Origin of the sequence: Solobacterium moorei, from assembly GCF_036323475.1 — a bacterium.
Taxonomy (GTDB): Bacteria; Bacillota_I; Bacilli_A; order Erysipelotrichales; family Erysipelotrichaceae; genus Bulleidia; species Bulleidia moorei.
In genome coordinates, this window is sequence record NZ_AP028934.1 from 496,400 (window position 1) to 511,003 (window position 14,604).

At 47.0% G+C, this 14,604-nt stretch carries 9 protein-coding genes; 5 read left to right on the forward strand and 4 right to left on the reverse strand.

Translation table 11 applies throughout. From position 1 onward, the window contains the following. Window positions 1-392: 392 nt before the first annotated feature. Genes RGT18_RS02330 through RGT18_RS02350 form a run of 5 tightly spaced genes read left to right on the forward strand, consistent with a single transcriptional unit; the run spans window position 393 to window position 3,785 of the window. Entirely contained in the window at window positions 393-1,262 is an 870-nt protein-coding gene (locus RGT18_RS02330; RefSeq protein ID WP_002578944.1) for a hypothetical protein, read from the forward strand. Window positions 1,263-1,281: 19 nt separating this feature from the next. Beyond that, a complete protein-coding gene (locus RGT18_RS02335) occupies window positions 1,282-2,322 on the forward strand; it encodes a hypothetical protein (protein WP_002304399.1) in 1,041 nt (346 codons plus the stop codon). A 9-nt stretch (window positions 2,323-2,331) separates the two neighbouring features. Continuing rightward, complete coding sequence (locus tag RGT18_RS02340) at window positions 2,332-2,586, forward strand: hypothetical protein (RefSeq protein ID WP_002588965.1); 255 nt, start codon at window positions 2,332-2,334, stop codon at window positions 2,584-2,586. A 16-nt stretch (window positions 2,587-2,602) separates the two neighbouring features. Beyond that, complete coding sequence (locus tag RGT18_RS02345) at window positions 2,603-2,866, forward strand: DUF1292 domain-containing protein (protein ID WP_002304397.1); 264 nt, start codon at window positions 2,603-2,605, stop codon at window positions 2,864-2,866. Between the two features lie 49 nt (window positions 2,867-2,915). Further along, the gene (locus tag RGT18_RS02350; protein WP_002588966.1) at window positions 2,916-3,785 is read left to right on the forward strand and encodes a zinc metalloprotease HtpX; all 870 of its coding nucleotides are present in this window, start codon (window positions 2,916-2,918) and stop codon (window positions 3,783-3,785) included. A 278-nt stretch (window positions 3,786-4,063) separates the two neighbouring features. Here the strand turns inward: RGT18_RS02350 and RGT18_RS02355 are convergent, their stop codons facing one another. The 4 genes from RGT18_RS02355 to RGT18_RS02370 all read right to left on the reverse strand — a co-directional run bounded on the left by RGT18_RS02355 (window position 4,064) and on the right by RGT18_RS02370 (window position 14,602). After that, window positions 4,064-5,476, reverse strand: a complete 1,413-nt coding sequence (locus RGT18_RS02355) for a relaxase/mobilization nuclease domain-containing protein (RefSeq protein WP_002578945.1) — start codon at window positions 5,474-5,476, stop codon at window positions 4,064-4,066. Between the two features lie 62 nt (window positions 5,477-5,538). Continuing rightward, window positions 5,539-5,823, reverse strand: coding sequence for a hypothetical protein (locus RGT18_RS02360; protein WP_002578946.1), 285 nt, complete (start codon window positions 5,821-5,823; stop codon window positions 5,539-5,541). A 116-nt stretch (window positions 5,824-5,939) separates the two neighbouring features. Further along, window positions 5,940-6,272: a plasmid mobilization protein gene (locus tag RGT18_RS02365; protein ID WP_002578947.1), complete on the reverse strand. Its 333-nt coding sequence runs from the start codon at window positions 6,270-6,272 to the stop codon at window positions 5,940-5,942. Beyond that, window positions 6,272-14,602 (reverse strand): LPD11 domain-containing protein, encoded by an 8,331-nt coding sequence (locus RGT18_RS02370; protein WP_028077342.1) that lies wholly within the window; start codon window positions 14,600-14,602, stop codon window positions 6,272-6,274. The genes RGT18_RS02365 and RGT18_RS02370 overlap by 1 nt, the downstream gene beginning before the upstream one ends. Between the last annotated feature and the right edge of the window lie 2 nt (window positions 14,603-14,604).

Sequence of the window (14,604 nt, forward strand, 5' to 3'; positions counted from 1 at the left end):
TCTTTCTTTTTTCAGTTGGTACATTTTGCAGTCTGTAACGTGTCATTTACTGTTTGTTACCTTAACATATCCAGTCGAAAACACAAGGGTATATAAACGAGCAAGCTCGCCCTTGTGTTTTCTTTGTGTCTATGTTGCGTTCTCGTCACAGCAAACGACACGAACACACTGGCGAAAATGAACCAACAAAACGAAAAAAGAAAGGAGCGTATACTTCACAGACGGTGTTAAGGATACTTACCAGATGAAACCGTACATTGCACCGACCGCTGCTGAGTTGGAACAATTTCTTTCCTCTCTAAATTAAATCTTGCCGAAGCAGTGATGTGTCAGACTTTCCTGACACATCGCCGCTTTGCACTTCACAAAATCCGCTGCCAGGAGGTGATGAAATGAGTATGGTAAATGCTGACTCCGTTCAGCTATTCGCAATGCTGAAAAAAATGCAGGATTCCATTTCCTCCATCGAAACTACCAAAAAATCTGTAAAGATGAAATATGAACAGTTAGGTGCTGGATGGCAAGATAAAAAATACAACGAGTTGGGCGTGGTTGTAAGAGACTGCAACAAGGCTCTCAATGACATATTGGTAATTATGCTTCAAGCAGAAAAATATGTGGCTTTACTCGCCAAGAGCCTTAGTGAATACGAAAGTGTTCAACTAGGATCTACAAATGGAATATCTGCAAGCACACCTCAGACCAGTAGTTTTGCTGTTACACCATCAAGTGCAGATACAACCACCTTTGAGTCAAATACCTTTGGTTCTAATCTTGCATTTGTTCAAGACAGACTATCAGCTGAACGATATTTTTCCCGTGGAAATCACTATGAAGAATATCGAGATTATTGGGAGAACGGGAACTATACCTTTTCTCGAAATGAAAATCCAGAACTCGTATACGTTAGAGCAAGGGATATTGAAGGAGTTTATCTCAGTGACCGAGAACTTGGGAACCCGGAAGGATTTTGGACACGGAATGGTCGAGAGGGATGGTCGAGAGAAAACATTCTAAGGCGAGCTTCGCACATCCAAGATGTTCGTCAAAATACTGAGTCAGGAATGTCTTTGGATGAGCTTTCACAAAACCCAGTGTTAGATGATACCATTCGTAGCTATTACAATAATCCTGTCCAGGTTGCGCAGGTAGGTTCTTATTATGTATTTCAGAGTGATGGGCGACATCGAACACTTGCAGCTCAATCGCTTGATACATATATCCCGGTTTTAGTAACAGGTAGCTACACTCGAAATGATTAACAAATGAGGAGGTGAGTGTTTGAGCAACGTAAATGCTGATGCAACTCAATTACTGACAATACTGAAAAATATGCGGACCTCCATTTCTTCTATCGAAACTACAAGAAGTTCTGTGAAGATGAAATATCAGCAATTGGGAATTGGATGGAATGACAAGAAGTACGATGAGCTGGGAACTATCGTAAAAGATTGCAACAAAGCCCTGAATGATATTTTACAGATTATGCTTCAGGCCGAAAAATACGTTGCTTCACTTGCCAAAAGTGTACAAGAATATGATAATGTTAATTTGGACACTCCTTCTGCACGAAATTCTTTCCTCCAGGGTCTGCAAACACCTAATGTTGGTAATTCGTCTTATCAGTATTGCCTTGGCGTGCTAACCCAAGGTAGCACACCAGACGGATATATCGCTGTTATATCACAACGCCATGAAAATGCAGAGCAGAATGTCAGAGAAGTGTTTGACCATTTCGCTGGTAAACTGATGATACAAGATTCTGAATATCCACCGGATCAGACAGCACATTACTCACCGGGAAATTATATAGGGCATTCACGAGGAGTCTACTACAATGCAGCTTCTGATATGACAAATCCAAGAGGTGCAGGAACAACTTATTTCCACGAGCTTGCTCACATGATCGACCATGCTTCGTGCAACTATCGGAGCAATCTATCCAATACTCCAGAATTTGCTGAGGCACTGGTTGAGGACGGACAAAGAATCCTGAGCTTATATAACAATCTTCCAGTGGAAAAGCAAACTGCTTTTCTGACCCGTATTAGGCAGGATTCAGCTCACTCCTTCTCGGACTTAATTGATGCGACAACAAATGGTCAATTGCACGGAAATTATGGTCACTCAAGGAACTATTGGACGAGACCGGGCAATCTACAAGCAGAAGCCTTTGCCCACTTTTTTGAAGCGTCTATGGGAGACCAAGGCAAATTAGAGCTATTAGCAAATTTCTTTCCTACAGCGTTTGGTATTTTTTCTTCAATGATTGATTCTATTAGACCAGATAATCATGTTAGGGTCTTGAGCAGAGAAAGGTAGGTGCATACAATGGACAAAAACAAGAGCGTTGCAGATTTTATGAATAGCTTCCTTAATACACCTGAACCGAAAATTGATAATGAGTATTATGAAATCGAAGAACAGTATTTTCGGCAATTCGGTCATGGTGTCCCAAGGGAAATGTTGCCTGATAGCATTTCAACGGAACAAATTAAACAAGCCATGAAAAAATGCATTCTTTCCAAAAAGGATAATCTCTTTGAACTATTAGGCATCATTATCAACGATAATTATTTATATTAAGAAAAGGAACGACGACATGGATGAAGACAACATTATAACTTTGAATGATGAGAATGGGAACGAAGTTGAATTTGAATTTCTTGACTTAATACCGTATCGCCAGAACGAATATGTTGTCCTGCTTCCTATTGGAGATTCGGATGGGCAAGTTGTTATTTTGCAGCTGAAAGAAATTGACGATGAAACAGAAGAATATGTTGGTGTTGAAAACGAATTTGTGTTAGAGACTGTCTTTGCTCTGTTCAAAGAGCGAAACAAAGATTTCTTTACATTTGAGTAATTAAACAATGCAAGCTCAAACCAACAACACGATAAAAGGGGGGTGCATTATGGATATTTGGCATCGTGTAGGCAGAATTGTTCGCTTCTCAAACTTAGGAACTCTTCTGTTCTTTACTCTTAATATTCTGCTGATTGTTGCTGTGTTCGGTTCGTCAGGAAGCATTGTTGAACTGATTTGTATTTACTTTTTCACAGTAGCTATCAGCTTATCCCCATTAGGCGAAATGTGCCTGGCTGCCTTCGCAGGAGCAAGCGATATAAAAAGAGTAGATATAAAACTTCGAGTTGTCCCGCTGGTTCAATATGTTTTAGATAAAGCAAAAGAGAACACATCATACTGTCCTAAAAAAGTGAAAGTGAAGATTATCCATGATCCTGCTCCAAATGCATTTGCTCTAGGTAGGCAAACACTATGCATAACTGACGGATTGCTTTTACTCTCCGATGATATGATACTTGGAATTCTCGCCCATGAGATCGGACATCTCTCATACGGACATACTGTTATCCAATTATTGATTGGCGGGGGCAATATATTTATATCCGGGTGCCTCCTGTTAATCAAAATATCCTACTGGATTTTTTCTGCAATCATGGGGCTGTTCGCAATATGCTCTCGTAGTGGTGTAATGGGTATAATTACCGCAGTTTTCGCAGGAATATCAACAGCACTTTCTTGGTTATGGGTAAAGTTCTGTATGCTTTTTCTGATGTGGTCTATGAGACAAAATGAGTATCTGGCTGATGAATTTGCTTATAAAATTGGTTTTGGTCTTGAATTAGCGACGGTATTAGACCAACATATCTCAGATGTTCCGCATGATGGTTTTCTCAGTGCAATATACTCAACTCATCCATGCAACGATGATAGGGTTGCAGCATTGCAAAATTTAGGTGTACCCTATTCTCGATACTAAATTCATAATCTCACAAATTGGCAAGCAGTGTAAACCTGTACAGGTTCACTCATTTTCTCGATTTTCCCTTCGGTGCAATCTTCGCAAATTTGCTTGTTGGGGAAGCATCCCCAATCCCCTTTGAACATCATCTGCCGATGATGGCTACACGATTTTCAATCGTTTCTCAAAGAACAGTAGAATAAAAATTTGCCCATGGTTGAAAGCACCGAAATCGAAAAGCAAAAAAGCAGCCACGATCCGCACCCTTTGGGGAGTGCAGACCGTGGCTTTTTGCTTTAACGGAAGTTCTTCTTTTCCTCTTTCTCTTTCTCTTTTTCCTGCTCTTTCTGCCTGTCGATATTCAAAATCGTTTCAACCGTCCGTTTGGCAATCAGCAGTTCTTCTTTCTCTTTTCTGATCTGACGGTACTCAGCGTAGTCCTGCTTTTTCTGGACTGCCAGCTGATGAAACTCCTCATACAATGATTGCATGGACGGGAGCTTTGTAATCTGCAATTCATCAAAGGCTTGCTTCGCCGCTTTATGAATTGTGATTTCCTGACGGTGTTCTTCAAAGAATTTTTTGCTATATCCAGACTTGCGGTACTCGATATAAATTTGCCTTGTGTTGCGATAATTTTTGATGTGCTGCTGCAACGCCTGAACCTCAACCATACGTTTCTCTGCGACCTTGATAGAATCAGAAAGCGCATCGAACCGGGCAGACAGATTTTCAATATGAGCAGTCAGATCGTCGTAGTTGCCCAAGCCTTTTTCTTTCAGTAGGATTACCGTTCGGGCAGCTTCTTTTCGGTTGAACTTCTTCGCCCACTTTTCATAACCGACCGTCTTGCCCTCGGCCATCTTTGCCTGAATATCAATCAGCATCTGGAACTGCTTCGGGGCAGGAGCCTTGGCAGAGCCGCCTTTTGATTTGTGCAGGTTCTTGCCGGAGATAACCGCTTGAATTTCCTCTTTGCTATATCCTTCGCCCAGGGAACGCAGCCGAATGAAACGCTTCTGATTCTCGCCCTTGAACGCAGGCTGCTTTCCATCCTTGAACTCAAATCCCATGTCAGCCAGAGCCTGAACAAAGCCATCAAAGCTCTTTGGTTTCTGCTTCAGCACCGCATCAATCGCATCACATAATTCGTCACGCTGGGTACGCTTCTTGGGATAAACAGTTCTTTTCTGGCGCTCCCGATACGGCTTCGGTGTAATAATGGACAGCCCGTGTTCCAGGCAAACCATATCACTGAGTCTTTGCACCGCCAGACCGGAAAGAAAGAAGTTTTTGAATTTCCGTGTGGCATCCAGCGAGGTCGAATTATAAATGATATGATTGTGAATGTGGGATTTGTCGATGTGGGTCGCAACGATGAAAGCGTGTTTTCCCTTTGTCCATCGCATCGCTGTTTCATAGCCGACTTGGTTCGCTTCTTCCGGGGTGATTTCTCCCGGCTTAAAGGACTGGCGTATCTGGTATGCGATGATATTGTTCTTCTGCTGTCTGCCGGTAATATGCTGATACTGCCGTTTGGAAAGCAGAAATTCCTCATCTGCTGTCTTTGGATCACACTCATAGGAACTGATAAATTCGCCATCATTGGTTTTTGCGGCATTTTGTGAGTAGTCGGTTCTGTCTGCCAAACATTGAGCGACCGTCTTTCCCTTATTCACATGGAGTGCAATCAATCTTGTCGCTGCCATTCCCATCACTTCCTTCCCAAAAAGAAAAAGCCACCGGTCGGTGACTTTTCTCTGATATTATCTTATGACCTGATAAATGCTCCCAGACTTTCTCCAATATTCTCGACTTTCATAACAGCCCAGACGAGCAAGAACACCGCTGCTATTGTCGCAATTCCAAGAACCACAAGAATAAGCAGGGACTGCCACAAAGCCTTTACAATGCAGTAAATCGCAGATCCGCCAATGACCAAGAGCAATAAACCAATTACATAGGACACAACATTTGTAAGCAGATTTCCAAGAATGCAAATCACTTTTACAACGAACAGCACCGGCAGTGCCAATATCTTCAATACCAGCTTCATAGGCTCAACCCCTTTCTTTTAATTATATTGTACAAGGGTATCTGCCATAACGCAATGATGTCAACCCTTATGTAAAAGCCGCAGCCGAAACTGCGACTTCCCAACAAGTTGTCGGATTACTGGATTGAGGACAGGCGAACAAGAACTTCTCTCATGTCCGTCCAGATCTCCTCCAGCCGTTTTTGCAAATCCTCAATGTCAGCACGATAGATGCTGCCTGTTTCGTTCGCTCGCTTTGCGTACTGGTTCAGGTTGTTGGAGCAGATTCGCAGGAGCGAAACCAGGGCTTTCACATCCTGCAAATCCAGTCTGATACAGTAACCATCCAGAGCCATTTTCCGCAGATAGGCTCCCATGCTGCGGATGCCAAGCTCGTCCATCTTCTCATGGATTCGCTCGACCTCCTCCTTGGATGCAAGGAAATGAACATCCTGATCTCGCTTTGCCATTACAACACCTCCTCACGGGTTTCAGAGTATTTTGCAGGCGGGATATGCTCCGCTTTGGATTTCAGATCAGCCAACACAGAAGGACGCTCTGACTCGCTTCTTTCGTCACGATTTTCCACAGAGTCCTCCATATTCAGGGCTGCATCCAGTTCTGCCAGTCGCTGACTTTTGGCTGTCAGCTCTGCTTCCTGCGGGAACGGTTTTCCAACCTCCGCCTTGGCTGCTTCCTGCTGATTGTAGAGATTATTCAACTGCTCATTGGCTCGTTCTAAGCGCTCAAGGATGCCTGCAAGGGCATTGTCCAGTCGGGTGATATTTCCTCGTGCGTCCGTTCCAAGGGCTACTCTGTGGCTCACAGCGCCCTTCAGGGTCACATCGAACTCGTTCCGGAAACTGTCAAACGAAAGCTCCATCTGAAAGCCACGGTAACTGCCAAGAGGAACCGGATCGGCACTTTTCGTGTCCTTACAAGCCGCAAGGAGGATTTCACCGGCATCTGCCTTTTCGGTGTAGGCTTTGCCCATGATTTCCATGCCGCAAAAGCCATCGGCAATCTGCGGGTGTGCTTCCACGGTTTTAATATCAGCTTCAAAGCCATGAATATAGCCTGTCTGCTTTTCAATCTCAGCCGGGAAGTATTTCAGAAGCTTATCTTCCATACGGTACTGCTGGCTCTGGTGGTCAGCTTTCAGCACCTTCAGCCTTGCCACATCAATGTCCAAGTCCATCTTTTCCTTGATAAGCGGATTGCCGGCACACAGCGCCTTGATCTCCGCATAGGACAGCGCCTGCTCATCCACATCGTCACAGGAGCGAACCGGTGATTTGGAGGTCATAATCTGAGAAATAAACTTCTGCTTGTTTTCCAAGGTCTGATACAGGTAGGCATCGAAGGTTCCCTCGGTCACATACTGATACACCTGAACCTCTTTGTTCCGGTTGCCCTGACGGATGATACGACCGTTTCTCTGGGTCATATCAGACGGACGCCAACCCACATCCAAGTGGTGAACTGCCACCAATTTGTCCTGGACGTTGGTTCCTGCACCCATCTTTTGCGTACTGCCAAGAAGCACTCGCACCTGCCCGGTACGAACCTTGGCAAAGAGGTCTTTTTTCTTTGCCTCGGTATCTGCATCATGGATAAAGGCAACTTCTTCCGCAGGCACACCGTTTGCAATCAGCTTGGTTTTGACATCATCATAGACATTGAAGGTTCCATCATTTTTCGGTGTGCTAAGGTCGCAGAACACCAACTGGGTCAATTTGTCAGCCTGACCGTCCTGCCAGATACGCAGGATATTTCCCACGCAGGCATTGAGCTTGCTGTCAGGGTCATCGGGTAACAGGGTGTTCATTAGCCGCTGATCCAGTCCCAATTTTCGTCCGTCGCTGGTAATCTTGAGCATATTATCGACGGACGGGTCTACAATACCGGCATGAACATCTGCTGCTCTCTCTGAAAGGGAAGCCACCATATCCTTCTGGTACTCAGAGGGCTGAACCACAACCGTTTCAAACTTTGCTTCGGGAACAGGGAGATGCAACTGGTCAGAGGTCTTGATGTCGGCAACCTCCTTGAACATATTCATCAGTTCAGGCAGGTTGAAGAACTTCGCAAATCGGGTTCTGGCACGATAGCCGGTTCCCTCCGGTGCAAGCTCAATCGCAGTTGTTGTTTCTCCGAAGGTCGATGCCCAGGAATCAAAATGGGTCAGGTTCTTTTGCTGGAGCGTACTGTACTGGAGATAGCGCATGACCGTATAAAGCTCGGTCATCGAGTTACTTACTGGAGTACCGGTTGCAAAGATCACACCACGCCCGCCGGTCAGCTCATCCATATAGCGGCACTTCATAAACATATCCGAAGATTTCTGGGCTTCGGAGGTGGACAGACCTGCCACATTTCGCATTTTTGTGTAGAGGAACAAATTCTTGAACGCATGGCTTTCGTCCACAAACAGCCGGTCTACACCCAACTGCTCAAAGGTAATGACATCATCTTTCTTGTCAGCGGCAAGGAGCTTGTCCAGTCTGGCTTCCAATGATTTTCGTGTTTTCTCCATCTGCTTGATCGTGAAGTTTTCGCCACGCTGCCATTTCAGCTCCGCAATCGCACCCTCGATCTCATCAATCTGCTCCCGCAGCTGCCGTTCCTGTCGTTCGGCAGAAAGCGGGATTTTTTCAAACTGGCTGTGACCGATGATGACTGCATCATAGTCACCCGTTGCGATACGAGCGCAGAACTTCTTACGGTTTGCTGTTTCAAAATCCTTCTTGGTGGCAACAAGGAGCTTGGCACTCGGATAGAGGTGCAGGAACTCGTTTGCCCACTGTAAGGTCAAGTGATTCGGCACAACGAACAGGGATTTCTGGCTCAATCCAAGCCGTTTACTCTCCATAGCCGATGCAGCCATCTCGAAGGTCTTGCCCGCACCAACTTCGTGTGCAAGCAGCGTATTTCCACCATATAGCACATGAGCGATAGCATTTCTCTGGTGTTCACGGAGGGTAATATCCGGGTTCATGCCGCCGAAACGGATATGAGAGCCATCATACTCACGAGGTCTGGTGGAGTTAAAAAGTTCGTTGTACTTGGTGGAAAGGGTTTCTCGTCTGTGCGGATCTCTCCAAATCCAATCTCGGAACGCATCCTTGATTGCCTGCTGTTTCTGCTGTGCCAGGGTAGTTTCTTTTTTATTGAGGACACGCTTCTGCTTACCATCTGCATCTTCAATCGTATCATAGATACGAATATCCTTCAGATTCAGCGTTTCCTCCAGAATCCGATATGCGTTGGCTCGCTCTGTACCGTAGGTGACATACGCCGCCACATCGTTGTAGTTGGGAGAACTCTTACCGTTGATGCGCCACTCTGCGGTCAGCTCGGAGAACTTGACCTCAATGGAACGGCGCAAGTAATACGGCGTTTCAAAGGTTTCCTCCATGAACTGCTGAATATAATCGGCATCAATCCATGTTGCACCCAAACGCACATCAATCTCGGACGCATCCAAGTCCTTCGGCTGTGCTTTCTGCAAGGCTTCCACATTGATGTGGAAGGAAGAATCCCTGTCTGCCGCCATCTGTGCGACACGCAGCTTGCTTCTTACATCACCGGAAAGGTAATCATCGGCAGTCTGCCATCCAACTTCCACAGCATCGGGAGCCATCGGGTCTTTGAAGATCACCCCTCGAAGCTCTGCCTGAATCGCATCGTATTCTCCAGGTGTTCCAAGCAGCTGTGCCATAAACGGCAAATCCACCTTGCCACGCTCACCGATAGAGATTGCCAGAGCTTCGGACGGCGTATCCACGCTCGTCACTCTGCGTTCCGGCTTGATGGTTCGCTTGGTGAACATATCCGCCTTGCTTTTCAGATTGCCGTCCTCATCCACATTTTCCAGAGAACACAGGAGATAGTAGGAGGAATCGTCAGCAAATGCCTGACCATTGGCTCGATTATTGATAAGCCCGTTCTTTGCGGCAAACGCATCGTAGGCATCATTCAGTTCTGCCTGTTTCTGAGTAATCATTTCATCCGGGTAATCCTCAAGCTGAAATTCGATCAGCTCGTTGACGATACCACGAAGTTCCACCATGCCCATCACACGGTCTTTTGCTTTCTCATTCAGGTCTACACGGCGCATCAGGGAGTTTTCACGGAAGTACACATTGCCATCCACCACGGTATAAGAGAAATTCTTTACATCCGGGGTTGCAGGAATGGTTTCGATTTCCTTACCCTTGTCAGCTTCGGGAAGCTCCACAGCCTGATAGGTTCCTTGGATGTGGGAAACTGCTTCTTTCAGAAGTTCGGACAGTTCCATGCCCTCAATGGGACGCACTGTAATGTCCATGTCGTAGGCGGTACTTTCTTCCACCGTATCGCCCAGAACCATTTCAGGATGAGCGACAAAGTAGCTGTTCATGGTGTGTCCTTCTTCGGTGCGGTCAAGGTTTACCCATTCCGGTACAATGTCAATCGGATGGTCACGCTTTTGCAGGAACAGGATGTCGGACACGACTTCCGTGCCTGCGTTTTTCTTAAAGGCATCGTTTGGCAGACGGATTGCACCAAGCAGTTCCGCCCTCTGCGCCATATATCGCCTTGCGTCAGAGTTCTTGGAATCCATGGTGTAACGGCTTGTCACAAAAGCGACCACACCACCGGGACGAACCTGATCCAAAGCCTTGGCAAAGAAATAGTTGTGAATGGAGAATCCCAGCTTGTCATACGGCTTGTCGGACACTTTGTAGTTGCCGAAAGGGACATTACCCACAGCCAGATCGTAAAAGTCTCGGCGGTCTGTCGTTTCAAAACCGGCTACTTTGATTTCTGCGTTGGGATAGAGCTTCTGAGCAATTCTGCCGGTGATGGAATCCAGTTCCACACCATACAAACGGCTGCTCTGCATTTCAGGAGGGAGCATACCAAAGAAGTTGCCGATACCCATAGCAGGCTCCAGAATATTTCCTGTTTCAAAGCCCATCTGTCCGACCGCATCGTAGATGGAGCGAATGACCGTAGGGCTGGTGTAATGTGCGTTCAGGGTGGAAGCTCTTGCCGCAGCATATTCATCTTCGGAAAGCAGGTTTTTCAGTGTCTGATACTCCTTCGCCCAATTTCCCTTGTCCGGGTCAAAGGCATCTGCCAGACCGCCCCAACCGACATAATTCGACAAAATCTCCTGTTCTTCGGTAGTGGCGTTCCTGTTCTCGCTTTCCAGTTTGAACAGAGTTTCAATGGCTGCGATGTTTCTTGCGAATTTCTGCTTCGGTCCACCTTCACCGATGTTGTCATCCGTGATGTGGAAGTTCACCGCAGGAACAGGTGGGATTTCTCTGGTGGTGATGGACTGCTCAAGCTGAGCGATAATGTCCATGACTTCGGCATTCTGCCATCCGTCCACCTGGGCATAATCCTGAATGATGGTGTCCTTTCCATCTACGCACTGTACGAAGTCCAGACTACCCGGCAGATCTCTGGTATTCATTGCACCCAGGGCTTTTCTCTGCGTGTCAGGAAGTGCATAGTAGGCTCGCAGGGCATCATCAAAGGAACTGTATTCCTTGATGTCCAGCGCACCCCGCTTCTGAATGTCCTCGGCAACATAAAAATGATCGATGAAGTGTTCCGGTTCCTGCTGTTCGGGTTCCGCACTGGCTCTGACCTGTGCGTGTGCCTTTTCGTCAGGGTAGTCCCCATAGATACGGATGCACTTATGCTCCTGCTGATCGTAAACGGCAGCACCATCGTACTTGAATCCGTCATCCTCCATGGTTCCGTCCACATAGCCCTGGGCAGCTTTTTCCGCTTCTTCCAGAGTGTAGTAGTCCAGTTTATCATCGAAGCCGTTTTCAAAGTGATGGTAGGCGGCAACCAGATAGCGGGGAGCCATGCGCTCCTCGTAGCTGTTAATCATCTCAGGTGTCAGCCATTCTGGTTTGTCGGGAATCATTTCATACAGCTCACGCATCTTGGCAATCTGTGCATGGCGGTTGCCTGCCCACAGATGCTTTTCGCTGTGCTGTCCTGCACCAAGGAAGTATTCGCAGTCCATACGCAGACGGTCTAACAGCTGATACTCAGGGGTGTAGTCCCTCGGTTCGGTTTTGCCCAGAAAATCCTCTGTAACGGGCTTTTCTTCGGTTTGGGCATCAACCCTTACCGCATGGTTTCTTTCGTCCTGAGAGAGCATACGCTCGAAATTCTCACGATTCTCGGCACGGAAGATGGGATAAGCAAGCGTAGGGTCACGCAGCTGAACTTCTCTGTCCGTGATCTGCTCCACACGGAAAGCTGTATCGTCCAGATATACCGTGTCACCGACCTGATAATTCCATTTCGGTTCCTCGGAAGCAGATGCTTCCACAACTTCGGCAGGCTCTGCCACAGGCGCTTCTGGCTGAACCGACTCCATCGCAGCTACGGACTGACGAACTTCCTCCAAATAGTCATTGGCAAGCCATTCGTCCGTGAAGTATTCCGTAACGCCTTCCGGGTCTACATAGTAGTCATCGGTCTGATTATCCCAGATCGCATACTCGCCATCCTCGGTATCAATCACTGCGAAACGGTCATAAACATCTTCCAACGGATCAGTTTTAGCTTCTTCGATAGCCTGTCGTTCCGCTTCTTCCTCCGGGCTGAGGTAGCGTCCCTTTCGTATCAGACCGTCGATTCTCTGCACCACCTGCGCCCAGGACATCTGCAATTTATCGCAACCGCTCTTGGTGTAAGCAACACCCTTGGCATCGTGATCCTGACCGCTGTGCGTTGCACCAGAGCAGGCATGGGAATGACCACCGGTTCCGTATTCATGCTTCAGGAAGTCCATCTTTTCCTTGGCAGAATGATTCTCCTGCCAGTAGTTATAAATACGGGCTTTACCACCGGAAAAGCCGCTTCCACGGGTCAAGTCTGCATTGACTTCATCATCCGTAATGAACTGGCGGACAAGGGGCATCTGCATCATATCGGTCTGATACTCACGCAAAGGCATATTCAACTCATACAGCTGTTTCTGAATGAGATTCAGCTTGTGATAGTGAAAACGAAGCAGATCGGGATTTTCCGCAAGGGTTTTTCTAAATTCCGAATACTGCTGTACCAAGGTTGCGTGGAAACGAGGGTCATCCAACTTTTCAGCCAAGTCTGCGGTTTCGTCAGGGAAACCACGAAACGGTTCCTGATGAAGAATTGCCAGATAGTTGCTGGAACGGGCTTCTTCACTCAAATCGTGATAAAGATGCCACAGGGATTCTGCCAACTTCTGACGCTCATATCCGGATGCTTCTACCAGTTCCACATTAGTTGCGAACCGACCATTTTCAAGCAGTTCTCCAATGCGCTCGGCAACCGTTTCCCAAGAAACGATCTGCGCTCTGGGGCTGTCAATGGCAGAGGAACCTTTGGCAAGGTGGATACCGTCCTCGGCATACCACGCACAGATATTCCCGCTATCTTCTTTCAGACCATAGCCGCCGTGATAGACCTGCTTTAAGGTCTGAACGATTTCTTCCAACGGCTTCTGCTTCATATATTCCAGCGCTACGACTTTTCGGGCTTCATCGGTATTGCTACCAAGCAGAAGGAAGTGGTCGATTTCTTCCTGGGCAAAAGAAAAAGCAGAGGGCGTAAAGCTCTCTGCTCGGTCGATAAAACTGATTTGTTCATTTTCGGAGAGGAAAAGGTTCAGACTCAGCTGTTGATAAGCTCCGTCATCACGACTTCCTCCGCCTGTGCTTTCAGGCTGTTCATGTGCTGCACCCACGCCATCTGCTGCGTTTCCTTGTCCGGTGCGGGGCTGTCCTTCAGGTACTGCTCCATCAGAAACTCCACTCTGGCTTTCGCTGTTTCCTCGATCTCCCACAGGTGCGGGAACAGGCTCTCCGTCAGAATCATGTCGTTCAGGAGCATCGGATTGTTCTGTTCCAAAAATGCTCGACGCATCCTGCCGTACTTGCCCAGAGGTTTCTCTCCCTCGTTCTCCAACTGAAGGTTCGGAATCTGATAATCTCCGGCCTGTCTGTAAGTCATCTCGCTCATAATCTGTACTCCTTTCGGTAGCTTTAATCTGCTCATGTTCTCCAATCGCTTTTTCGATTTCCTGAAACATCCTTGTGCTGATGGCATTCACCGCAGTACCAAGGGCATTTACCGTCTGTCTGGTGTTAAAATCAAACACCTTCTGGAAATCCTCATGCTCGAAGTAGTTGTCGGGACTTTCCACGAACCGGCAATACATCGTATAGGATACGCTGTTTGCCACCGCATTTTTGAAAGCTACTTCGATGTTGAGTTCATCATACTCCTCAAGGAAGCTGTTGGCAACGATGTCGAGGAACTGCTTTTTGTAATCGTCCCAATACTCAGCCGCCAGTGCGGATGCAATATCTTCAAGCTGTGCTTCCAGTACCCCGTCAGCGGCAACACCGAAGGTACGCTCCATCGCTTCCATGACATAGGAGCGGTTTTCAGGCGTCACCTCCCACGGTTTCAGTTCCGGGGAAGAACGGCGAACGCCGGTATCCGCCACATCAAACACATAGCGCAGATACGGTTTATCCCTGTTCATCACAAACAGAGCAATGCCGGTAGAGCCACGCTTTACATATCTGCGGTAATTTTCAGCGTTCCAGTCCTCATAGGGCTTGCAAAAGGTCGCATTGGGGCGCTGAGCATAAATCATCACCTGTTCCGGATAGGTGAACTCATAGTTGCGGGACATCGTTCTCAAAAACGAAGTCCAGTTATCTGTGTTCGAGGTGATTTTCCCAATCGTTTCTTTTGCTAATCCGGAATAAAATCGCTCTTTTGCGTTCATTG